This window comes from Methylobacterium sp. Leaf113 (assembly GCF_001423325.1).
Classification (GTDB): domain Bacteria; phylum Pseudomonadota; class Alphaproteobacteria; order Rhizobiales; family Beijerinckiaceae; genus Methylobacterium.
The window spans coordinates 1-20,461 of sequence record NZ_LMNJ01000013.1 but is presented as its reverse complement, the minus strand read 5'-3'; the positions used below and the strand labels follow the sequence as shown (position 1 = coordinate 20,461).

Genomic DNA, 20,461 nt, shown 5'->3' with positions numbered 1-20,461 from the left:
GACCGGAGCGGTCCTCAGCGGCCTCTGGCCACGCGCTCGATCTCGGCCCGGACCAGCCGTTCGACCATGCCGGGCAGGTTCTCGTCGAGCCACCCCTTCAGCATCGGTCGGAGCATATCCTGCACCAGATCCTCGAAGGTTCGGGCCTGGCTGCTCATCACGGTGTGCGAGAGCATATGAAAGGCCTGCGCGACGCTGGCGTCGGTAACGGCCGAGGTCAGCCGTTCCGTCGGCGTCGGGACGGGCTCCGGATCGGGCTCGCGGATGGCGGGCTGCGGCGCGGGGCGCGGCGGCTCGACGGGTGCGGCGGCACGGATCGGCGGAAGAGGTTCGGGCTCCGGCTCGTCGTCATCGAAGGAGATTGCATCGAAATCGATCTGCCCGTCCTCGATCGGCTCCTTGCGGAACGCGATCTCGGGCTCCTCGATGGGGGCCGGCCGGCGCACCGGCTTGGCCACATCGGCGAGGTCCAGCACGTCGTCGTTCTCGGGCTGGAGCACGGAGGGTTGCGGCGGGCTCACCTCGGCCTTGGCATTCTGATCGTCGGCGATGATGCGACGGATCGAGGCCAGGATCTCCTCCATGGAGGGTTCCTGCGTCTTGTCCAACACCTTGGGGCTCGCTGCACTCATCCGGACGACGCTCGGGATCTGGGATGGACGGTTGATGACGGGGGCGAGTATTTCACGCTCCCGTCCCGATACAAGCGCTGGCCGCCGCGCGACGCGGGATAAGCCCGCATCGCATCCAGATATGCGCAGCAGCCGATCCGCTCCGGCGGGCTGCTGCGCTCGCGACCGGTTTTCGGAGGTCAGCGGCCGTCGGGTGTGCGCACGCCGTACCAGAGGTCCTTGACCTGATCGAAGTGTTCCTTCGGGCTGTACACCGCGACGGGCAGCGCGGTGTAGCGCACCGTCAGGCGGCCGACGGCCTGGACCACGCCGTAGGAGAAGATCACCCGATCGCGCTGGGCGATGATGAGGTTGGTGCGGGCGTTCAACAGTTCCTGTTGCGCGTTGAGGACGTCGAGGGTGGTGCGCTGGCCGACGCGGGCCTCCTCACGCACGCCGTTCAGCGCCACTTCGTTTGCCTGCACCTGCGCCTGAGAGGCGATGACCTGCGCCTTGGCGGCTTCGAGCCGGCCCCAGGCGGTGACGATCGCCGAACGGACCTGATCGCGCGTGTCCTCGGCGTCGAGCCGGCGCTGGCCCACGGTCTCCTTGGCCTGGCGAATCTGCGAGTAGGTCTGGCCGCCCTCGTAGAGCGGGATGGACAGGCGACCGACAATCGAGGCGCTGACCGCGTTGTCGCCCGGGAACTGGTTGTCGTAACGCTGCTGCACCGAGCCCTGAAGGCCGGCGGTGGGATACAGCGCGCCTTCGAGAACCTTTACCTGAGCCTCGGACACATCGACGAGATGCAGTGCCGAGAGAATCTGCGGATGCTCCTTCAGGCCGATGTTCAGGGCGGTATCGAGGCTTGACGGGACGAAGCGGTCCAGCGGCCGACCGGGCGCGAGCTGGCGCGGCTCGACGCCGATATAGCGGCGGTAATTGCCGATGCTGGCACGCAGGGTGGCCTCGGCGCCGCTGACCTCGGAGCGTGCGCCAGCCAGGCGTGCCTCGGCCTGGGCGACGTCGGTGCGGGTGACTTCGCCGACGTTGAAGCGGTCACGTGTCTGACGCAGCTGCTCCTCGAGCACCTCGACGTTGTTGCGGCGCAGTTCGAGGTTCGCCGTATCGCTCAGAACGAACATGTACGACTGGGCGGCATTGAACAGGGTGTTCATCTCGGTGGCGCGCAGCGCCTCCCGGACGCGGAGTACGTCCGATTCCGCCTGACGGGTCTGGTTGTCGGTGCGAAAGCCGTTGAAGAGGGTCTGGTTCACCGTAAGGCCCGCGCCGCCCGGCCGCGTGACCTGGTTGAGCGGGATACGAGATGTTCGGCCGTCCGTCTGCGCAAGGCCGATATCGGCGTCGAGGGTGACGGTGGGACGATAGCCGGACTTGGCCTGCGCTACGGTCTCGTCAGTCGCACGCACGCCGGCGCGGCCCGAATTCAGAGTGGGATTGGCCGCGTAGGCCCGCGACAGGGCGCTCTCCAGCGTTTCGGCACCGGCCGGGCTCGCCACGGCGAGGGCCAGCACGGCGAAGCCGATCGGCCGAAGCCTCGTGCGCATCGCAGGTTTCGAATCTCTCACGCTCGTCGACCCTTGCGGTTTCTAGATGAACCGGACGACCATACGAGATGGTCACCGCGCCACAGCGCGAATCCGGATTGCCCGCCTCAGCGCGGAGAGTAGCCGACCTTGGCCGGCAGAGCACCGGGTGGTTCCAGTCCGCCGCACGAATCCGTGTGCGGTGCCGTAAAAAAGCGACACTACCCAGGGTTTGGTGCCGATTTAATACACAACCAGGAGAATTTCGAGCGGGCGTCAGGAATGCGAGGCGTTGCGGCTCTTCGTCAGGCGCGAATCAAAACGCGAAATCGGCCTCGGCCGCGAAAGCACCGAGGGCTGGCAGGGCGGCATCGAAGAGCGGACGCGCACCGAAGGCCTCTCCGGCGCGGACGAACAGAGTCGCCTTGGCGGCCCGGTCCTGCCCCATCACGCAGACGAGGCGACCGCCATCCTTCAATTGGTCGAGCAGGGCCTGTGGGCGGGTTTCCACCCGGCCGTTGACTAGGATGGCGTCGTAGGGCGCGGACTGCGCCGCCCCCGCGTCGAGGGGGCCTTCGACCAGTGTGATGCTGCCCTGGCCCGCCAGACGCTCGCGGGCTCCGGCAAGAAGGTCCGCATCGGATTCGAGGGCCACCACCTCGGCTCCGATCTGTGCCAGGATCGCGGCGGCGTAGCCGTAGCCGGTGGCCACGTCGAGCGCCGTCTCGCCGGGCTGGATCGCCAGGGCCTGGACCATCCGGGCCAGCAGCATCGGCGCCGGCATCGCCCGACCCGAGGGGCCAAGCCGCAGGGTCTGGTCGATATAGGCGAAATCCTCGCGCCCGGGCGGTACGAAGCGCTCGCGGGCGATCTCCTCGAAGGCGTCGAGGACCGGGACATCGTTCACGTCGAAGGTCCGCAACTGACAATCGACCATGAGGCGTCGAGCCTGCGCGTAATCGAGCATGGTAGCTGTCTTCCTCGACCCTGAGCCGACGCCGGACGCCGGTCTATCCCTCCGGGCGGCCCGAGCGGCCACGCCGAAGCTTGCGGGTTGTCGGGGATCGATTGCCAAAACGCAAGGTTCTCGACGCCCCTGCCCGTCCGACGATCCGAGACGGTGCGATCCGGCTTCGCCGGCGTCATTCCGTCTCCGGGGACGCGCGACGAACCGCTCTTGCGAGAACCGTTCGCGGAAGAACCCTTCGCTTATGAGCCTGGGCTCGGCTTTCCCACGTGGGAGGGCGACCCGGATCTGGACGTGATCGCGAAGCTCTATGAAGGGGGAAATCGACTTTGGAGGCCTCGGAGGGAATCGAACCCCCGTGCAAGGATTTGCAGTCCTCTGCGTAACCACTCCGCCACGAGGCCTCTGTCGCGCGACCCCGAAGGGCCCGTTTGGCGACCCCCGTCCGGGCGGCCGGCTCGGGGAGAGGCGTCTCTAGCAGAGCCCGCCGCGTGAGGGCAACGGCCTTTGGACGATCTCCGCAAATTAGGAGGCGGTCGCTTTCGCGACTCGGCCCAAACCGCTTCGACCCGGTGCTGCGATCCACCGCTTCCAATCCGACGCGGCCCCTTACCCAAGTCGCGGGCCAGATCGCGGGCCAGATCGCGGGCCAAGGCGCGGGAATTTCAGGCCGCGCCCCGGGGCACCGGCCAAAAAATGTGACGGAATCGTCAAATCACCGGTCCGGACACCCTTGCGTCCCGGCGAAGCGCTGTGTAGACCCCCGATCGCGGTCCCCGATAGCTCAGTTGGTAGAGCAAGCGACTGTTAATCGCTTTGTCGCAGGTTCGAGTCCTGCTCGGGGAGCCAATCTTTCTTCAAGACTTGGCTGTACTCTTGACGAGGCAGCTATAGCGGTTGAGCCGATCGTGAGATCTGGCCCTGCATACTCGCAACAGTTGGTTTGAAGCGCCCATCGCGTGCGCCACCGTTGCGGTGTTTCCGTGAACCCTTTTCTCTCTGTCACGCGTCTCGCGCTCGTCCTTTGAACGACGAACCTCGCCAGCCCCGAGAGCCGGCGAAGTTGGTTTCAAAGGCGCTCGAGCTCGCGTCGATCAGGTGAGTGGGCCCGGAATCGCGCTCTCCGCCTCTGCGAGCAGGCGCGTTTCGTGTTTGCGCACGAACAGCCAGAGGGCGAGGCCGCCGAAGATCACCACGGCGAGCAGGCCAAGGCCCACGGGACCGGCGATATGCTCGATCGAGCGGCCACAATAATACGATCCCAGCCCCATGATCGTCGCCCAGGCGATGCCGCCGAGACCGTTGAAGACCAGGAAGCGGCGGGCGTCGAGCTTGTTCACCCCGGCCAGCACGGCCGCGTAGGCCCGCAGCATCGCGGTGAAGCGGCCGAAGAACACGATCTTTCCGCCATGCTCGCGAAAGAGATACTGGCCAAGCTTCAGCCGCCCGTGATCGAGGGCGATGAGGTGACCGTAGCGGAGCAGGAGCGGCATGCCCCAGCGTCGACCGACCCAGTAGCCGAGGTTGTCGCCAAGGATCGCGGCGGCCGCGGCGGCCAGGATGATCAGGCCGATCTGCAGGTGGCCGGTGCTGCCGGCATAGACGGCCGAAGAAATCAGGATGGTCTCGCCCGGCAACGGCACGCCAGCGCTTTCCAAAGCGATGACGACGAAGATCGCAATGTAGCCATAGCTCGCGATCAGGTCTGCAATTGGAAGATTTGAGAGAAACGACATCGGCATTCCCGGGTGGTGCGATGGGCGCACTGTGCGCGGGAACGTGGCGGGATCGGGGCTGACACGGGGCACCACAGGCCTGGAAACCGCCGAATCCTTTGGGACGATCCGGATGCGAGGTGCCCCTCGCCCGGTCGGAGGCGTCCCGCAGCCACCGCGCATCGCGTGCTCGCAACGGGACGCCGTGGCTCAACCGAAGGAGCCGAAGCCCTCGAAGCTGTCGCTGTCGAAGGTGGAGGGCGGTTCACACGCGACCGGATTGGAAGCGATGTCGTCGGCGGGCGTGTCCGGCTTTCGGGAGAGGGTTTGCGGGAAAATCTCGTCAGAGACAGATGCGAGCGGCGAGTCGGGGCGATCGTGCTGCACGTCTTTGGTCATCCAGGCTCCTCAAGCAGCGTGCCGCGGATAAGGCACAGCTTGGGGTACCTGAGGAACACGGATTCGTGAATCCTGCCGCTGCCCGGTTCCGGCGCATCTGCCATGCGGTAGCGGGATGACGCGACCACGCATCGGAGAGATCGCGGCGGGGGCCGCGATCGAAGATCCGGCAGCGGGTTTGTGGTCAGGCGTTCTTGCGCGGCCGATGGCTTGGGTCGATCCCGCCCTCGGGCGTGGTCTCGTTGTCGACATCGCCTTCGAAGGTCGAATCCGCCGCGATGTCCTCCGGGTCGCGCCCCGTCATGCCCTTCGATGCGCCGATGCCAGGATTGCCCTTGAGATCGGCATCGCTCGGGACATCGGTCTTCAGATGCTTGTTCGACATGTCTGCTCCCACTGATGAGGGCTCGGCGCCTTGTCCGGCGCTTCGCGATCGTTCTCAGCCAACCGGCCGGCGGTGGGCGCCGTTCCCGGCGGATTGGGTGCGCGCGTGGTCGCGGGGGAAGCGTGGTGTCGATGGTCGGCCCTGAAAATAGGAGAGGCCGGGGGATGCGTTCCCCCCGGCCTCCCCGTCGGTGCGTCCCGGCCTACGGCTGTTCGTTGCCGGCGTAGTTGATGGAGCCGTCGGCGCCCTTCTTCCACATGTACATCACGTAGTCCGGCCGGGTGATGTCGCCCTTCTTGTCGTACGAGATGTCGCCGATCACCGTGCTGAAGGGCTTGCCCTCGTGCATGTAGGCGGCGACCTTCTGGCCGTCGGTCGACTTCGTCGCCTTCATCGCGTCAGCCAGGATCTGCATGGCGGCGTAGGAGTAGAGCGTGTAGCCTTCGGGATCGAAGTTGATCGCCTTGAAGGCGTCGACCGTGGCCTTGGACTTCGGATTCTTGCGGGCATCCGGCGAGAAGGTCATCAGGGTGCCGTCGGAGCCCGGGCCCGCCACCTGGGCGAACTCGCGGTCGGCGATGCCGTCACCCCCCATCAGCGGTGCGTTGAGGCTCTGGTCGCGCATCTGGCGGATCAGCAGGCCCGCCTCGGTGTAGAGGCCACCGAAATAGACCACATCGACATTGGCTTGCTTCAGTTTGGAGACCAGAGCCGAGAAATCCTTTTCGCCCGGGTTGATGCCCTCATAGAGCACGTTGGTGCCACCCTTGGCCTTGAGGGCCTTCAGGGTCTCGTCGGCCAAGCCCTTGCCGTAGGGGGTCTTGTCGTGGACGAAGGCGATCTTCTTGCCCTTGAACTTGTCGGCGAGGTAGGCGCCCGCCACCGCGCCCTGCTGGTCGTCGCGACCGCAGGTGCGGAAGGTGTTCCAGTTGCCGCGCTCGGTATACTTGATCGCCGTGGAGGCCGGGCTGACCTCGACGATGCCGGCTTCCTGCAGCACGTCCGAGACCGGGATGGAGACGCCCGAGTTGAAGGCGCCGACCACGGCCTTCACGCCCTCGGAGGCGAACTTGTTGGCGACCGACACGCCCTGCTTCGGGTCGGAGGCGTCGTCGCCCACTGTCATCACCAGCTTCTCGCCGTTGACGCCGCCGGCCTTGTTGATGTCGGCGATGGCCTGCTGGGCCCCGGTCTTGATCTGTGCACCGAAGGCGGCGTTCGGGCCGGTGACGGGAACCACGACGCCGATCTTGATCTCGGCCTGAGCGGCGGTTGCCGCCAGCATCAGGCTGAGGGCGACACCGGCTGAAAACAGTGACTTCATGCTCGTTTCCCCTCTTCAGGCGCCGGACCGGGCGTTCGCTTCGCCGGTACGGTCGCCAAAACGCGGTGTGGTCTCGCGCCGCGCCGTCACGGCGTCGGCGCGCTCGTCCGGTCCCGCCAGCTCAGCGGTCCGGTGCGCTCGTAGAGCCAGGCATATTGCCGGGTCATCTGTCCGGTGCGGGTGTAGCGATAGGCCACGGCCCCGATGGCCAGGACAACCACCGCGTCGACCAGATAGGCCGGAAGCGACAGCAGCGGGTCCTCGAACAGCGCGTAGTGCAGGAACCGCGTCACCGCCGCGATCAGCAGCAGGGCCAGGGCGCAGTGCCAGAACGGGCGCCAGCCGCGGGCGAGTCCGCTGCCCGTCATCCAGGCGGCACCGCCCCCCATCGCCACGGTAATCAGGAGGAAGATGCCCAGGGTACGCAGATCGAGGCTGAAACCATCGGCCATGCTCAATGCGATCCCCCCTCGAGGTAGGCGGCCTTCACCTGCGGGTCGTCGAGGAGCGCCTGACCGGTGCCGCTCATCGTGACCGCCCCCGTGACCATGACGTAGCCGCGATGCGCGAGCTTGAGGGCATGATAGGCGTTCTGCTCGACGATGAACACGGTCAGGCCCTCGCGGGCGTTGAGGTCGCGCACGGCGGAGAAGATCTGCTTGACCACCAGGGGCGCTAATCCGAGCGAGGGCTCATCGAGCATGAGCAGGCGCGGCCGGCTCATCAGGGCACGGGCGATGGCGAGCATCTGCTGCTCGCCCCCCGACATGGTGCCGCCGCGCTGATCGATGCGCTCCCGCAGGCGCGGGAACAGGGTGCACATGCGCTCGAGGTCCTCGGCGAAGTGCTTGCCGCCGTTGACGGCCGCGCCCATCTGCAGGTTCTCGCGCACCGTCATGCGGGAGAAGATGCGCCGACCTTCGGGCGATTGGGCCAGGTTGAGCCGGGCGATCTCGTGGGTCGGCAGCTTCGTGATGTCCTGGCCCGCGAAGGTGATGGTGCCTTCGCGCGCCTGGGGCTGGCCGAAGATGGTCATCATCAGGGTCGACTTGCCGGCCCCGTTGGCCCCGATCAGGGCGACGATCTCACCCTCGTGCACGTCGATGTCGACGCCCTTCAGGGCGCGGATGCTGCCGTAATAGGCCGAGACGCCGCGCACGCTGAGCAGCGGCGCTTTCGCGCCCTCCCCGTCGGTCTTCCCCGTCCGGGCGCGGGTCTCGTCCACCAGCACGTTGATGCCCGCGACGCTCATGCCGTTGTTCCCGCCAGACCGACTTCCGCTTCCACCGCCGCCACCTCCTCGTCGTCGACGCCGAGATAGGCCGCGATCACCCGGGTGTCGTTGCGGATCTCGTCCGGCGTGCCGTCCGCGATCTTGATGCCGTAGTCGAGCACCACGATGCGGTCGGAGATCTGCATCACCACCGACATGTCGTGCTCGATCAGCAGGACCGAGGTGTCGTACTCGTCGCGGATCATCCGCAGCAGGGTGTTGAGATCGGCCGATTCCCGCGGGTTGAGGCCGGCCGCCGGCTCGTCGAGGCAGAGCAGCACCGGGTCGGTGCACATGGCGCGGGCGATCTCCAGGCGGCGCTGGTCGCCATAGGGCAGGTCGCCCGCCGGCTCGTCGGCCCGGTGGGTCAGGCCGATGCGTTCGATCCAGCCGGCGGCCTTGGCGATGGCCTCATCCTGCGCGCGGCGATAGCCCGGCAGGCCGAGGATGCCCGCGAGCGAGAAGCCGGAGGCCCGCATCAGCGGCTTGTGCATGGCCACCAGCAGGTTCTCCAGCACGGTCATCTGCGGGAACAGCCGGATGTTCTGGAAGGTGCGGGCGACCCGGGCGAGGCGGTTGACGTCGTGGCCCGGCAGGCGCTCCAGCAGATAGGTCTCGCCACCCGCCTGCGACAAGCGGATCATGCCCTCGGTCGGCTTGTAGAAGCCGGTGATGCAGTTGAAGACTGTGGTCTTGCCGGCGCCGTTCGGACCGATTAGCGCGGTGATGTCGCCGCGCCCGACCTTGAACGACAGGTCGCCCACGGCGGTGAGGCCGCCGAACCGCATGGTGAGGTGGTCGACCACCAGGATCGGGTCGGCCGGGCCGCCGGAAATCGCGGCCGGCGGCGCGTCCTGCAGCGTGGCGACGCGGGTGGTTCCGGTGGCGAGGCTCATGCGGTGCGCCCTCCCAGGCGGACCGAGGGCGAGCGCTCGGAGATCAACCCGCGCGGGCGCCAGACCATCATGCAGACCATGGCGAGGCCGAACAGCAGCAGGCGGTACTCGTTCGGGTCGAAGCCCTCGCCGAATACCGCCTTGAGGAAGGTGAGATTACGCAGCAGTTCCGGCGCGCCGACCATCACGATGGCGGCGATGGCGACGCCGATCTGGCTGCCCATGCCGCCCAGCACCACGATCGCCAGAATGATCGCGCTCTCGAGGAAGTTGAAGCTCTCGGGGCTGACGAAGCCCTGGCGCACGGCGAAGAACGAGCCGGCGAAGCCCGCGAACATGGCGCCGAGCGCGAAGGCGGTGAGCTTGGTCATGGTGGTGTCGATGCCGAGCGAGCGGCAGGCGATCTCATCCTCGCGCAGGGCCTCCCAGGCGCGGCCCAGCGGCAGGCGGCGCATGCGGAGCGTCACCAGGTTGGTGATCAGCGCCAGGGCGAGGATCAGGTAGTAAAGGAAGACGATCCGGTGCATCGGGCTGAAGCTCAGCCCGAAGGTCTGGGCGAACCCGCCCTCCCCGGCCGTGAACGGGATGCCGAAGAAGCTGGCGCGGGGGATCGAGGACAGGCCGGCGGCGCCGCCGGAGAAGTCGACCCAGTTGATGAGAACGAGGCGGATGATCTCGCCGAAGGCGAGCGTCACGATGGCGAGGTAGTCGCCGCGCAGGCGCAGCACCGGGAAGCCGAGGAGCACACCGAAGGCGGCGGCGAACAGGCCGGCCAGCGGCAGGCAGATCCAGAACGAGAGCCCGAACACCGTGGAGAGCAGCGCGTAGGAATAGGCGCCCACGGCGTAGAAGGCGACGTAGCCGAGGTCGAGCAGCCCGGCGAGGCCGACGACGATGTTCAGGCCCCATCCGAGCATGACGTAGGTGAGGATGAGAATGCCGAGATCGATCCAGTAGCGCCCCTCCGACAGGCCGCCCGAACCCAGGGCGGCGAGCAGCGGCAGGGTCAGCGCGACGGCGAGCGTCACCGGACCGAGCACGCGGCCGGCCCGCCTCGCGACCGGCGCCGCATCGAGGGTCGCGAGACGGTGGACTTCCCGCCGGCGCGCGACCTCGCCGAGCAGCAGGCGCTGGCCGAGGCGCAGCACGAACACGGCGAGACACAAGCCCGCGACGACGCCCCAGCGGCCGGTGAGTTCGAGGCCGGTGCCCTGCCCGAGATCGGTGCGGTAGGCCACCACGGGAATGCTCAACCCGAGCGTCACCAGGGCGAAGAGGGCCGAATCCTTGAGCATCTCAGGGAGCGCCGCGCCGGAGCGCCGGGCGACGGTGGGGGCCACCGCGCCGATGGTCGATCCTGTGGCCATGGTTCAGACCTTCTCGACTTCGGGGCGTCCGAGGATGCCGGATGGTTTGAAGATGAGCACCACGATGAGGATGAGGAACGCGGCCACGTCCTTGTACTCGATGGAGAAATAGGCCGACCAGAAGGTCTCGATCAGCCCGATGATCAGCCCGCCGAGGACTGCGCCGGGAAGCGAGCCGATACCGCCGAGCACCGCCGCCGTGAAGGCTTTCACGCCGGGCACGAACCCGTCCGAGAACGAGACCACACCGTAATAGAGGAGGTAGAGGGTTCCGGCGACGGCGGCGAGGGCGGCGCCCAGCACGAAGGTCAGCGAGATGGTCCGGTCGACGTTGATGCCGAGCAAGGCCGCCATGCGCCGGTCCTGCTCACAGGCGCGCTGGGCCCGGCCGAACGAGGAACGCTGGACGAGGTACCAGAAGCCGGCGAGCAGGAGCGCCGTCGTCGTCATGATGATCGCCTGCTTGTAGGACAGGGTCACGGTGTATTGCTCGTTCTGGTAGAGCACGATCACGTCGCGGACGAGGGGTGGAACCGGCTTGTTGCGGGCGCCCTGCACCACCTGGACGAAGTTCGACAGGAAGATCGAGACGCCGATGGCCGAGATCAGCGGTGCGAGGCGGAACGAGCCGCGCAAGGGACGGTAGGCTACCCGCTCGATGGCCCAGCCCCAGAGCGCGGTCAGGATCATCGCCAGGACCAGCACGACGAGGAACACCAGGGCGACCGATGTGAGTCCGAGCCAGGTGGTCAGGATCAGGAAGAAGATCAGCGCGATGAAGGATGACAGCATGAAGACGTCGCCGTGGGCGAAGTTCACCATGCCGATGATGCCGAAGACCATGGTGTAGCCGAGCGCGATCAGCCCGTAGATCGACCCGAGCGTCAGGCCGTTGATGAACTGCTGGGCGAAAAATTCCATGTACCGGCCTTCGTTTCGACGCCGCGGCCATTCGCGAATGAGATGTGAGAACGGGGATAGCATGTGCGAATGGCATGCCAGCCTGGAATGTTCTGAACAAACGCCTCCGGTCAATCCTCACCTCGGCGCGACGCTTGAGCCTCCCCGATTCCTGAAACGCGAACGGCCCGGCGCGTGGAGCGCCGGGCCGTCGAACGGAAGCGTCGGAGTCCGGTGCCTTCGGCACCGGTCGGACTTACTTGAGCAGCGAGACCAGGGCCTTGCCGGCGGGGGTCTTCAACTCCTTGGCGTCGAGGGTGCCGTCGTTGTCCGGATCGGCGGCCTTGAAGCGGGCCTCCACGAGGGCGAGGTACTCGGTCTTATCCAGGGTACCGTCCGAATCCGGATCGGCGGCCTTCAGGGCCTTCTTGCTGACCCGGCCCTTGAGCTCCTTGGTATCCAGAGTGCCGTCCTTGTCGGATTCCAGCTTGTCGAACAGCGCGCCGGCCACGGCCTGGGCTTCCTTGAGATCGATGGTGCCGTCGTTGTCGGTGTCGACCATCGTGATCACCTTCGCGGCGCTGGCTTCCTTGGCCGAAGCCGGGATGGCCAGGGGAAGCGCGAGGGCGGCGGCACCGAGGATGCCGGCGAGACGGGACAGGTTGGACATGCAGAGAACTCCGTATCAGCAATAACGATTGCCAATCTATCACGCCGAAACGGGTCGGCGAAAGATTCATGTTGCAACGCGGTATCGCTTCCAGGCTGCTGGTCCCGCTCCCGCCCCGCCCTATGGCGGGCGATCAGCCGGTTGCGGTGGCGCCGTTGGATATCGTCTTGGTCTTGCGGATCACCCCCGCGAAGGTGACGTGCGCCTCGAAATGCCCGCCGTCCTTCCGAGCATGGATTTCGAAATGCTTCGGCTTGCGCCGGGCCTCCCCGTCGACCTGATAGCCCGCCTGCTGCAACGCCGCGAGAGCGAGCGCCGGATCGGCCTTCCCCGCATCTCCGTCCTCGGGACGAGACCGGGGGATGCGGTGCCGCGTGCCGTCCGGAGCCGTGATGGCGCTGGCCTTGATCTCCGAGGGTTTTTGCTCGCCGGTTACCGCGATGGCATCGCCCGGCTTCAGGGTCACCGCTGCGCGGGCGAGCGCCTCGGCGCCCTCCGGGCCGAGATCCACGAGGACGCGGCCTTCGGGGCACTCGAGTGCGAGGCGATGGCCGAACAGGGCCCAGATGGTTCCGTGCGTGCTGCGTGATGGGGACATGGGCTGATGGTGCTTCCTTGAGATTGGGGGCAAACCGGGATGCAGGCAGGCCGAGATGCGGCGGCTTCGGGAACCGCCGCACCGGTCCTGGGGTGCGGGGATCAGCGGGCCTCAGGCTTGGCAGTCTCAGGCTTGGCAGTTTCCGGCTTGGCAGTCTCCGGCTTGGGACCTTCGGGCTTCGAAGGGTCCGGCTTCGGTAGTGCGGCCAGGCGGTCGAGCATCTGCAGGGTGAGATCGGCACAGGCCCTCATGGGCTCGTCGTCGGCGCATTTGACGTCGACGGCGGTTTCGCCCCGTTCCAAGCGGAAATGCGCGGCCTTTGGCGGCGGCGGCGGCGCATCGGGTCCGCGACGAGGGCCGCCCGGAGGCGCACCGGCCTCCGGTCCGGGGCGCGGACCACCGGGCGGCGGGGCCGGCTGGGCGACGGCCGCGCCGGCAACGAGGATCGCGGCGGCGGCGAGAAGGGCTGTGGTCTTCGTCATGATGGAGGTCCTGTCCGGGGAGATCGAAGGGTGGGGAATGGTGTCACAGGGCGTTCAGAACACCCGCTTTTCGCGGACCTGACCGTCGAAGCCGACATGGAGTTGGCGCTCGCGCCCATCGCTGCCGCGTGCGGCGACCTCGAGGTGACGCGGCCCCCGGCCGGTGACCCGAATGTCGGAGTAGCCGGCCGCCGCGACGCCGGCGGTCAGGGCCGGCACGTCGGGCTTTGCCCCGAGGCCGACCTTGTCCTTGGCCCAGTCGAGGGTTCCGGCAGGCGGGCCGCCGGCGGGGCCGACGCGGACTTGGCTGCCATCGGCGCGGGTGATGAGCAGGGCGTGAAGGAATCCGTTCTCGAACCGGCCCTGCACGGTGACGGCCTCGCCCGGCTTGACGAGGGTGCCTCCCTCTCCCTGGCGCCCGGTTTCCACCAGTGCCTTGCCGGTCCCGTCCTGCATCACGAACTTGTTGCCGTAGATCTCGGCGACGTCGCCCTTGGCGGCGATCGAGCCCGAGGCCTTCAGGGCGGAGATCGCGGTGGGCGCCACCGGCGTCATCACCGAGGCGCCGGTCTGGGCCAGCGACAGGCCGACCGCGCCGAAGGCGAGGGGCGCCGCGATGGCGCCGACGACGAGGCCGCGGCGCGAGCGCTTCGGGGCCGGGGTGAGGGTCGGCGTGGGGCTGGCAGGTGTGCTGCTCTGCAGAGTCTCGGTCATGGTGGCCTGTCCTTCCGGGGTTCGACGGTGGCCCTCTCGGGTTGACGGCGTTCTAGGCCGGGGCCTCCAACCCGATCTGAACCGGACGGTTCAGCCCCCGTTAAACGACGCGGCTTAGGCCGCTCCCGCACGCCTGCCCTGCCCTCGCTTCCCGCCCTTCCATCCCCGGACCCGACTCCATGAAACTCCTGCTGGTGGAGGATGACGCGCCGCTGGCCGCCGAGATCGCCAAGGCGCTCCGGGCCGAGAACTTCGCCCTGGACCACGCCGTCAATGGCGAGGACGCGCAGCATCTCGGTGAGACCGAAACCTACGACGCCGTGGTGCTCGATCTCGGCCTGCCGAGGCGCGACGGCCTCTCCGTCCTGCAGGCCTGGCGCATCGCGGGGCTCACCGTCCCCGTGCTCATCCTCACGGCCCGGGACGGTTGGAGCGACAAGGTCGCGGGCTTCAAGGCGGGTGCCGACGACTTCCTGGTCAAGCCGTTTCGGGTCGAGGAACTGGTGATCCGCCTGAGGGCTCTGGTACGCCGGGCGAGCGCGCATGGGGCGTCCCGCGTCACCTGCGGTCCCCTTTCCTACGAATCCGGCCTCGGCACCTTTGAGCGCGACGGCCTGCCCCTCAGGCTCACCGGCCTCGAATGGCGGGTCCTGTCCTGTCTGATCCTGCACAAGGACGGGGTGATGCCGCGCAGCCAGCTCATCGAACGGGTCTATGACGGCGATGCCGACGTTGATTCAAACTCGGTCGAGGTCATCATCACGCGCCTGCGCCGCAAGATCGCCCCCGCGCGGATCGAGGGCGTGCGCGGCCATGGCTATCGGCTGCTGCCGGGCGATCCCGCATGACGCCGCCACCCTCGGGGCGGGGTCCGCGGCCTGCCGGGCTGACGAAGCCCGCTGCGCCGGACAAGCCCAGTCCACCTGCAAAGCCCGCCGGGCTTCTCCAGCTCGGGTCCCTCCAGCGCCGGCTGCTGCTGGCCGCCCTGGCCTTCGTCACCCTCGCGCTGGTGGTCGCCGGCCTGGCGATCGGGGTGATCCTGCACCGCTTCGTGCGGGCGCAGCTCGACAGCCGACTCGACAGCCAACTCGTCGCCATCGCGGCGAGTTTGGAACGCGGCCCCGGCGAGCACCTCCGCCTCGACCGCACCCTCGATGGCCCGCCCTTCGACCGCCCGCGCTCGGGCTGGTACTGGCAGGTCCGGCAGGGGCGCACCACACTGCGGGCGGACTCCCTCGAAGGGCGCGACCTTCCCGTACCGGATCGGCCGGCACATGATCCCGACCCGGACCGCGCCCAGCCCGGCGACGCGACCGGTCCCTGGGGTGACGCGCTCATCCTGCGGACGCGCGTGCTGCCGGCTGAGGCGGGCCGTCCGCCGGTGATTCTCGTCGCGTCCGCCCCCGCCCAGGCCCTCAACGGCCCCTTGCGCGAGGCGGGCCGTGCCCTCGCCGCCATCCTGGGCATCCTCGGACTCTGCCTCGTGGCCGGTACCGTGGCGCAGGTTCGCCTCGGCCTGCGCCCCCTGGAGCGCCTGCGCCGGGACATCGCCGAGGTCCGGGCCGGCCGGCGACCCCGCATTCCCGGCCAGCAGCCCGCCGAGATCCGTCCCCTGGTGACGGAGGTGAATGCTCTGCTCGACCAGAACGCCGCCAACCTCGAACGGGCGCGCACCCATGTGGCGAATCTCGCCCATGGCCTGAAGACGCCGCTGGCCACCCTCACTCTCGCCCTGTCCGACCGAACGCGCGACCCGGATGGCGGTCTGGCGGCTCTCGTTGCGGCCATGGATCGGCAGGTGCGCCATCATCTGCGGCGCGCGCGCACCGCCGCCCTCGGCGGCGCGACCCGCGCCAGAACCGATCTCGCCGGCCCCCTGTCCGACCTGCGCACCACCTTCGGCCGGCTCTATGCCGAGAAGACGCTGGTCATCGATCTCGATCTTCCGGAGGGACTTGCGGCGGCCTGCGACCCCCAGGACATCGACGAGATGCTGGGCAACCTCATCGACAATGCCTGCCAGTGGAGCCGCGGCCGGGTCCGCATCGCCGGACGGCCCGCCGAGGCCGGCGTCACCCTGACGGTGGAGGATGACGGCCCCGGACTGGATGCCGCCGCCGCCGCGCGGGCGATCCGGCCCGGCGGGCGCCTCGACGAGAGCGTTCCGGGCCATGGCTTCGGTCTGTCGATCACCACTGAACTCGCGGAACTCTACGGCGGAGGGCTCCAACTCGGACGCTCTGATCTCGGAGGCTTGAGCGCCCGGCTGCAACTGCCGGCCTGATCCGGCCCCGGAGCGATCCTGGCGAGAGGCGGATCGGGCCCGTGCCCACTGCCAATCCGGGCGCGCCCGTATAAACGAACGTTAAAGGCTGCTGCCGCATGATCGGACGTCGGCGACTCTGTAGGGGGCTCCCGCAGGTCACCGACGGCGATCATGCCGCTGCGGGAGCCTGTCATCGACACCGGCTTCTGCAGGCATTCGGGAGACACGCGGATGTGCCGCGGGCCGCGGGTCGGCGAGAGGGAAGTGACGTGCCGAGCGCCCCCGTCGAGACGCAGCGTCTGGCGATCCTGAACGATCTGGGGCTGCTGGAGAGCCCGCCGGAGGCGCATCTCGATGCCGTCTGCCGCATGGCCTGCGCCCTGTTCGGCGTGCCCATCGCCCTCGTGAACCTGGCGGGCAGCGAGACCTACACCCTGAAGGCCCGCTGCGGCATCGCCGAGAGCGGACCCCTACCGCGCGCTGGCGCCTTCTGCGACCGCACCATCCTGGGAGAGCCGGGGGCGGTGCTGGTGCTTCCCGACCTCCTGGCCGATGCCGAATTCGCGGTCAGCCCCCTCGTCACCGGGGCGCCCCATGCCCGCTTCTACGCCGGCGTTCCGCTGGTCCTGTCGGATGGCCTGCCGCTGGGCACGCTCTGCGTGATCGACACCGTCCCGCGCGACGATTTCGATGCGGTCAGCGCGTCACGCCTGCGCGACCTCGGGACGATCGTCGAGGCTCACCTGCGTCTCACCGCTGCCCAGCGCGCGAGCGAGGCCGAGCGGGCCGAGCGCCACCGGGCCGAAACGCTGCTGGCCGCGAAGGCCGCCGATCTCAAGCTCGTGGTCAGCGCTCAACGGATGACCGAATCCGTCGCCCATATCGGGTATTGGCGCATCCATCCGAAGACCCGCATGGTCTCCTGGTCCGAGGGCGTCTGCGGCGTCTTCGGACGTCCGATGCCGCCCGGTGGCGAGATCCCCCTGGAGCGCCACCTCGGCTACTATCATCCGGACGACCGTGCGGCGGTGGCCGCGCGCATCGATGCGGCCCTGGACGAGGCGGGACCCGACAGCGCGACCTACCAGGGACGGGCGCGGATCGTCCGGCCGGACGGAAGCCTGTGCCACGCCATCGTCCAGGGCGTCGCCGAACGGGCCTTGGCCGGCGGGCAGGTGGCGCTCTACGGCCTCATCCTCGACGTCACCGACCTCGTCACGTCCGAGGCCCAGCTCCGCGAAAAGGATCTGCGCCTGCGCGCCATCCTGGAGAATATGGACCAGGGGCTGGTGATGCTCGATGCCCAGGGTTGCGTGCGCCTGCTCAATCCCCGGGCGCAGCAGCTCCTCGCGCTGCCGGACACCGTCCTGCGGGAATCCGCGCTCCTGTCCGAGATCCTCGCCGTCTTGTCCGGACGGGGCGACCTCGCCGCGGCGGTCTTTCCGGAGGCGCCGCCGCGGCTGCGCGACGCGGCAGGTGCCTGGGCGCCGCTGCGATTCGATTGGCGCCGGCCCAATGGTGCGACCCTGGAGGTTCGGGGCGTGACCCTGCCGGATGGTGGGATCGTCCACACCTTTACCGATGTCACCGAGCATCGCGCGGCCGAGGCCCGGACTCAGGACGGCGAGCGGCGCTACCGGCTCCTGGCGGATTCCGTCTCCGACATGATCGTCCGCCGCAGCGTCGCCGCGTCGAGCGAGGGGGATGCTCCGAGCCTGGATGTCCCTGCCCGGGATGTTCGCACCTACGTCTCCCCCGCGTCGCAGGACCTTCTCGGCTACACCCCCGAGGAGATGGTGCGCCTTCCCTTGAATGACTCGCTCCATCCCGATGACAGGGCCGCCACGCTAGGGTTTCTCGAGGGCTTCCGGACCGGCCGGACCGAGCGCGGGCGCATCACCCATCGCCTTCGGCACCGGGATGGGCGCTGGATCTGGATCGAGGCCCAGACGCGGCTCGTGCGCGACGCGGCCGCGCGTCCCCACGAGACCATCACGGCCGCGCGCGACGTCAGCGAGCGGATGGCGGCCGAGCAGGCCCTGCGCCTCGGTGAGGCGCGTTACCGGGCGCTTGCCGATTCCCTGCCGCAGATCGTCTGGGTGGTGTCCCTCCGGGACGGGGAGGCCACCTACGTCAACCAGCGCTTCGAGAACTTCTACGGCCCGATCGGTTCGGCGCGCGCGGCCCGCCTGGCCTGCAACCATCCCGACGATGCCGAGCGGATGGAGCAGGCTTTTCGCGAGGCCTCGCGGGAGGGCGATCCCTACGAGGTCGAGGGACGCCTGCGCCGGCAGGACGGCGCCTATCGCTGGCACAAGCTGGTGATGCTGCCGATCCGGGAGGACGGCGTCGTGGTGGGCCTGCTCGGGACCGCCCTGGACATCGACGACATCGTTACGGCACGCAAAGCCCTGGAGGAGACCTCGAACCTGCTGCGGCTCGCCCAGGAATCGGCGGGAGCCGGCCTCTGGTCATGGGACCTGAGGGAGGGCATCGTCCGTCTCTCGGCCGACAGCGCGCGGATGTACGGCCTGCCGGTCAAGGACGGGCAAGCCGCCGACGCGCCGGTCGAGGTCGCCGTGGCCGAATGGGACGGCTGCATCCATCCGGACGATGTTCCCGTCCTGTACGGACACATCTACCGCTCCCTCGCCGACGGCACTTCCTACAGCTGCGAGTTCCGTCTGGCGGTGCCGGACGGGGCCCCGCAACGCTGGCTGCAATCCTTCGCCCGCATCGTTCGGGATACGGAGAGCGACGATCCCCTCCGGGTGGTGGGGCTCACCATGGATATCACCGAGCGCAAGCTGGCCGAGGGCCGCATCGCCCACATGGCGCTGCATGACGGGCTGACCGGGTTGCCGAACCGTCTTCTGTTCAAGGAGCGCCTGAACCGCGAACTCGCCCGCGCCGACCGGCGGACCGACGGCTTTGCAGGCTTCGCCGTGCTGGCTTGCGACCTCGACCGCTTCAAGGCGGTCAACGACACCCTCGGTCACCCGGCCGGCGACGCCCTCCTGCGCGTCGTCACCGAGCGCCTGAATGCCGTGGTCCGGGTGGGCGATACCGTCGCCCGCCTCGGAGGCGACGAGTTCGCCGTCATCCTGGTCGATCTCGACGATCCCCAGGCGGCCGGGCTCGCCGCCCGGCGCATCATCGAATCCCTCGAGCAGCCGGTGGATCTCGACGGCCACCGCGTCGGTATCGGCGTCAGCGTCGGCATCGGCCTCGGCATCCAGGACGGCGTCGACGCCGATACCCTGTTCCGGAATGCCGACATCGCGCTGTATCGAGCCAAGACCGCGGGGCGCAACACCTACCGGTTCTACGAGGCGGCGATGGATGCCGCCACCACCCAGCGCAATCTGCTCGAACTCGAGATGCGGGAGGCGGTCCGGGTCGGAGGCTTCAGCCTGGTCTATCAGCCGGTGCTTCATCTCGACAGCGGCACGGTCCGGGGCTTCGAGGCCCTGTTGCGGTGGCCGCATCCGGTTCGTGGGATGATCGCGCCGGGCGAATTCATTCCGCTGGCCGAAGAGTCCGGGCTGATCCGCCAACTCGGGACCTGGGCCCTGCGTCAGGCCTGCATCGAGGCTGCTTCCTGGCCGGGCGACATGCGCATCGCAGTCAACGTGTCCGCCGTGCAGTTCGGGCAATCCGCCTTGGAGCAGAGCGTGATCGGGGCGCTGTCCGCCTCCGGGCTGCCCGCGCGGCGTCTGGAGCTGGAGATCACCGAGAGCGTGTTGATGCAGGATGCCGAAGCCGTGATCGCCTGCCTTCACCGCCTGCGGGCGCTCGGCGTGCGCATCGCTCTCGACGATTTCGGCACCGGCTACTCCTCCTTGAGCTACCTGCGACGGTTTCCATTCGACAGGATCAAGATCGACCGGTCGTTCGTCCGAGAAATCGCCGATCCGGGCACGGCTGCGATCGTTCGGGCGGTGGTCGGCCTGGGGACCCAGCTCGGCGCCAGCATCACGGCGGAGGGTATCGAGACCGACGAGCAGCTGGCGCGGGTGCGCCAGGAAGGCTGTACCGAGGCGCAGGGATTTCTGATCAGTACGCCCCTGCCGGCAGACGAAGCGAGGCGCTTCCTCGTCCGCTGCCGCGATGCCGCCTGACCGGGCTGTCGCTTTTCCGTCATATCGCTGTTGACAGGCTCTGGGTCTGTGGGTATACCCCATTCATCGGCGAGCGGCCAAGGCGATTGGCGGCTTGCTTTTGCATCTCCTGACTGTTGATGGGTTGTCGCCTGGTGATCTGGGCGGTATTTCTGTCTGTTGTTGGTGTTCTTTGACAAGTGAATCTGAGAAAGAGAAGCGTGGGCGGCGATTATTGTCCTTGCGG

Annotated in this window: 19 protein-coding genes and 2 tRNA genes; 4 read left to right on the top strand and 17 right to left on the bottom strand. The window is 68.2% G+C overall.

Annotated features, from left to right (window positions below; translation table 11 throughout):
- Positions 1 to 14 precede the first annotated feature (14 nt).
- From ASF60_RS11100 to ASF60_RS11085, 4 genes are all read right to left on the bottom strand, one after another.
- Entirely contained in the window at positions 15 to 632 is a 618-nt protein-coding gene (locus ASF60_RS11100; RefSeq protein ID WP_082507875.1) for a PopZ family protein, read from the bottom strand.
- Between the two features lie 179 nt (positions 633 to 811).
- Positions 812 to 2,179 carry a TolC family outer membrane protein gene (locus tag ASF60_RS11095; RefSeq protein WP_056184405.1) on the bottom strand — a complete coding sequence of 456 codons (1,368 nt, stop codon included), beginning with the start codon at positions 2,177 to 2,179 and terminating at the stop codon, positions 812 to 814.
- A gap of 295 nt (positions 2,180 to 2,474) precedes the next feature.
- The gene (locus ASF60_RS11090; RefSeq protein WP_056184403.1) at positions 2,475 to 3,125 is read right to left on the bottom strand and encodes a protein-L-isoaspartate O-methyltransferase family protein; all 651 of its coding nucleotides are present in this window, start codon (positions 3,123 to 3,125) and stop codon (positions 2,475 to 2,477) included.
- Between the two features lie 330 nt (positions 3,126 to 3,455).
- Positions 3,456 to 3,529 (bottom strand) — tRNA-Cys (locus ASF60_RS11085).
- Between the two features lie 369 nt (positions 3,530 to 3,898).
- Between ASF60_RS11085 and ASF60_RS11080 the strand changes: the two genes are divergently transcribed.
- Positions 3,899 to 3,974: transfer RNA gene (locus ASF60_RS11080), tRNA-Asn, on the top strand.
- A 245-nt stretch (positions 3,975 to 4,219) separates the two neighbouring features.
- Here ASF60_RS11080 and ASF60_RS11075 read toward each other — a convergent pair.
- From ASF60_RS11075 to ASF60_RS11015, 13 genes are all read right to left on the bottom strand, one after another.
- The gene (locus ASF60_RS11075; protein ID WP_056184401.1) at positions 4,220 to 4,861 is read right to left on the bottom strand and encodes a DedA family protein; all 642 of its coding nucleotides are present in this window, start codon (positions 4,859 to 4,861) and stop codon (positions 4,220 to 4,222) included.
- Positions 4,862 to 5,050: 189 nt separating this feature from the next.
- A complete protein-coding gene (locus ASF60_RS11070) occupies positions 5,051 to 5,239 on the bottom strand; it encodes a hypothetical protein (RefSeq protein WP_056184399.1) in 189 nt (62 codons plus the stop codon).
- 184 nt (positions 5,240 to 5,423) lie between these two features.
- The gene (locus ASF60_RS11065; protein ID WP_056184397.1) at positions 5,424 to 5,624 is read right to left on the bottom strand and encodes a hypothetical protein; all 201 of its coding nucleotides are present in this window, start codon (positions 5,622 to 5,624) and stop codon (positions 5,424 to 5,426) included.
- A 202-nt stretch (positions 5,625 to 5,826) separates the two neighbouring features.
- On the bottom strand, positions 5,827 to 6,948 hold the full coding sequence (locus ASF60_RS11060; protein ID WP_056184395.1) for a branched-chain amino acid ABC transporter substrate-binding protein: 1,122 nt from the start codon (positions 6,946 to 6,948) through the stop codon (positions 5,827 to 5,829).
- An 86-nt stretch (positions 6,949 to 7,034) separates the two neighbouring features.
- A complete protein-coding gene (locus ASF60_RS11055) occupies positions 7,035 to 7,400 on the bottom strand; it encodes a DUF6867 family protein (RefSeq protein ID WP_056184393.1) in 366 nt (121 codons plus the stop codon).
- A gap of 2 nt (positions 7,401 to 7,402) precedes the next feature.
- On the bottom strand, positions 7,403 to 8,200 hold the full coding sequence (locus ASF60_RS11050; RefSeq protein ID WP_056184390.1) for an ABC transporter ATP-binding protein: 798 nt from the start codon (positions 8,198 to 8,200) through the stop codon (positions 7,403 to 7,405).
- Positions 8,197 to 9,009, bottom strand: coding sequence for an ABC transporter ATP-binding protein (locus ASF60_RS11045; RefSeq protein ID WP_056184496.1), 813 nt, complete (start codon positions 9,007 to 9,009; stop codon positions 8,197 to 8,199). Before ASF60_RS11045 ends, ASF60_RS11050 begins: the two co-directional genes overlap by 4 nt.
- Before the next feature lie 104 nt (positions 9,010 to 9,113).
- Complete coding sequence (livM, locus tag ASF60_RS11040; RefSeq protein WP_056184388.1) at positions 9,114 to 10,484, bottom strand: high-affinity branched-chain amino acid ABC transporter permease LivM; 1,371 nt, start codon at positions 10,482 to 10,484, stop codon at positions 9,114 to 9,116.
- A 3-nt stretch (positions 10,485 to 10,487) separates the two neighbouring features.
- Positions 10,488 to 11,405 carry a branched-chain amino acid ABC transporter permease gene (locus tag ASF60_RS11035; RefSeq protein ID WP_056184385.1) on the bottom strand — a complete coding sequence of 306 codons (918 nt, stop codon included), beginning with the start codon at positions 11,403 to 11,405 and terminating at the stop codon, positions 10,488 to 10,490.
- 235 nt (positions 11,406 to 11,640) lie between these two features.
- The gene (locus tag ASF60_RS11030) at positions 11,641 to 12,054 is read right to left on the bottom strand and encodes an EF-hand domain-containing protein (RefSeq protein WP_056184383.1); all 414 of its coding nucleotides are present in this window, start codon (positions 12,052 to 12,054) and stop codon (positions 11,641 to 11,643) included.
- 133 nt (positions 12,055 to 12,187) lie between these two features.
- Positions 12,188 to 12,652 (bottom strand): hypothetical protein, encoded by a 465-nt coding sequence (locus tag ASF60_RS11025; RefSeq protein WP_056184381.1) that lies wholly within the window; start codon positions 12,650 to 12,652, stop codon positions 12,188 to 12,190.
- A 101-nt stretch (positions 12,653 to 12,753) separates the two neighbouring features.
- Positions 12,754 to 13,134 (bottom strand): hypothetical protein, encoded by a 381-nt coding sequence (locus ASF60_RS11020; RefSeq protein WP_244478395.1) that lies wholly within the window; start codon positions 13,132 to 13,134, stop codon positions 12,754 to 12,756.
- A gap of 54 nt (positions 13,135 to 13,188) precedes the next feature.
- Positions 13,189 to 13,848, bottom strand: a complete 660-nt coding sequence (locus ASF60_RS11015; RefSeq protein WP_056184379.1) for a hypothetical protein — start codon at positions 13,846 to 13,848, stop codon at positions 13,189 to 13,191.
- A gap of 179 nt (positions 13,849 to 14,027) precedes the next feature.
- Between ASF60_RS11015 and ASF60_RS11010 the strand changes: the two genes are divergently transcribed.
- The 3 genes from ASF60_RS11010 (at position 14,028) to ASF60_RS11000 (ending at position 20,235) form a co-directional block, all read left to right on the top strand.
- Positions 14,028 to 14,696 (top strand): response regulator, encoded by a 669-nt coding sequence (locus ASF60_RS11010; RefSeq protein ID WP_056184377.1) that lies wholly within the window; start codon positions 14,028 to 14,030, stop codon positions 14,694 to 14,696.
- A complete protein-coding gene (locus tag ASF60_RS11005) occupies positions 14,693 to 16,132 on the top strand; it encodes a sensor histidine kinase (RefSeq protein ID WP_082507873.1) in 1,440 nt (479 codons plus the stop codon). Before ASF60_RS11010 ends, ASF60_RS11005 begins: the two co-directional genes overlap by 4 nt.
- A 251-nt stretch (positions 16,133 to 16,383) precedes the next feature.
- Positions 16,384 to 20,235 (top strand): EAL domain-containing protein, encoded by a 3,852-nt coding sequence (locus ASF60_RS11000; protein WP_056184375.1) that lies wholly within the window; start codon positions 16,384 to 16,386, stop codon positions 20,233 to 20,235.
- The last annotated feature ends 226 nt before the right edge of the window (positions 20,236 to 20,461 follow it).

Coding starts and splice junctions, on each gene's coding strand:
- ASF60_RS11100 (WP_082507875.1), bottom strand. CDS start 632: ATGAGTGCAGCGAGCCCCAAGGTGTTGGACAAGACGCAGGAACCCTCC.
- ASF60_RS11095 (WP_056184405.1), bottom strand. CDS start 2,179: ATGCGCACGAGGCTTCGGCCGATCGGCTTCGCCGTGCTGGCCCTCGCC.
- ASF60_RS11090 (WP_056184403.1), bottom strand. CDS start 3,125: ATGCTCGATTACGCGCAGGCTCGACGCCTCATGGTCGATTGTCAGTTG.
- ASF60_RS11075 (WP_056184401.1), bottom strand. CDS start 4,861: ATGTCGTTTCTCTCAAATCTTCCAATTGCAGACCTGATCGCGAGCTAT.
- ASF60_RS11070 (WP_056184399.1), bottom strand. CDS start 5,239: ATGACCAAAGACGTGCAGCACGATCGCCCCGACTCGCCGCTCGCATCT.
- ASF60_RS11065 (WP_056184397.1), bottom strand. CDS start 5,624: ATGTCGAACAAGCATCTGAAGACCGATGTCCCGAGCGATGCCGATCTC.
- ASF60_RS11060 (WP_056184395.1), bottom strand. CDS start 6,948: ATGAAGTCACTGTTTTCAGCCGGTGTCGCCCTCAGCCTGATGCTGGCG.
- ASF60_RS11055 (WP_056184393.1), bottom strand. CDS start 7,400: ATGGCCGATGGTTTCAGCCTCGATCTGCGTACCCTGGGCATCTTCCTC.
- ASF60_RS11050 (WP_056184390.1), bottom strand. CDS start 8,200: ATGAGCGTCGCGGGCATCAACGTGCTGGTGGACGAGACCCGCGCCCGG.
- ASF60_RS11045 (WP_056184496.1), bottom strand. CDS start 9,009: ATGCGGTTCGGCGGCCTCACCGCCGTGGGCGACCTGTCGTTCAAGGTC.
- livM (WP_056184388.1), bottom strand. CDS start 10,484: ATGGCCACAGGATCGACCATCGGCGCGGTGGCCCCCACCGTCGCCCGG.
- ASF60_RS11035 (WP_056184385.1), bottom strand. CDS start 11,405: ATGGAATTTTTCGCCCAGCAGTTCATCAACGGCCTGACGCTCGGGTCG.
- ASF60_RS11030 (WP_056184383.1), bottom strand. CDS start 12,054: ATGTCCAACCTGTCCCGTCTCGCCGGCATCCTCGGTGCCGCCGCCCTC.
- ASF60_RS11025 (WP_056184381.1), bottom strand. CDS start 12,652: ATGTCCCCATCACGCAGCACGCACGGAACCATCTGGGCCCTGTTCGGC.
- ASF60_RS11020 (WP_244478395.1), bottom strand. CDS start 13,134: ATGACGAAGACCACAGCCCTTCTCGCCGCCGCCGCGATCCTCGTTGCC.
- ASF60_RS11015 (WP_056184379.1), bottom strand. CDS start 13,848: ATGACCGAGACTCTGCAGAGCAGCACACCTGCCAGCCCCACGCCGACC.
- ASF60_RS11010 (WP_056184377.1), top strand. CDS start 14,028: ATGAAACTCCTGCTGGTGGAGGATGACGCGCCGCTGGCCGCCGAGATC.
- ASF60_RS11005 (WP_082507873.1), top strand. CDS start 14,693: ATGACGCCGCCACCCTCGGGGCGGGGTCCGCGGCCTGCCGGGCTGACG.